Here is a 443-nt window from a genome sequence, read left to right as displayed (position 1 = left end):
ATCCTCCAGCGGTCCGTCCACCGCGACCACCCTCTCGCCGCGCTGGACGGACCGCTGGAGGATAGCGCGCTGGCGCCGTGGCCGCTGGTGCGCATTGCCGATCAGGGCGGAGATAGCCAGGCGCCGCGAGACGCCTGGACCTTCTCCACCATTGATGCCGCCATTGATGCGGTGATGTATCAGGTCGGCTTCGGCTGGCTGCCGGAGGAGCGCATTCGCCCCCATCTCGACCAGGGCGTGCTGAAGCGGTTGCCCCTCAGCCATGGCGCGCGCCGCGCGACGCCGCTGCATCTGATCGTCAAGCGGGACCTGGCGCCGATCGACGAACAGGTGGCCACGCTGCTGGCGTTGTTCCGGACGCCCTGAGGGGTAAGGCGGCGCTGGTCGCCTGGGCGTAATGATACGATTTTCTTATACTTTCCGGTGCAATATTGATCCAGGTT

Annotated in this window: 1 protein-coding gene; it reads left to right on the top strand. The window is 65.9% G+C overall.

Annotation, left to right across the window (positions count from 1 at the left end; genetic code table 11):
• On the top strand, positions 1-366 hold a 366-nt coding region (locus FJV41_RS55825), incomplete at its 5' end, for a LysR substrate-binding domain-containing protein (RefSeq protein ID WP_246137940.1).
• Positions 367-443: the final 77 nt, after the last annotated feature.

The organism is Myxococcus llanfairpwllgwyngyllgogerychwyrndrobwllllantysiliogogogochensis (genome assembly GCF_006636215.1).
Classification (GTDB): domain Bacteria; phylum Myxococcota; class Myxococcia; order Myxococcales; family Myxococcaceae; genus Myxococcus; species Myxococcus llanfairpwllgwyngyllgogerychwyrndrobwllllantysiliogogogochensis.
This window is presented reverse-complemented; position numbering and strand designations above follow the sequence as displayed.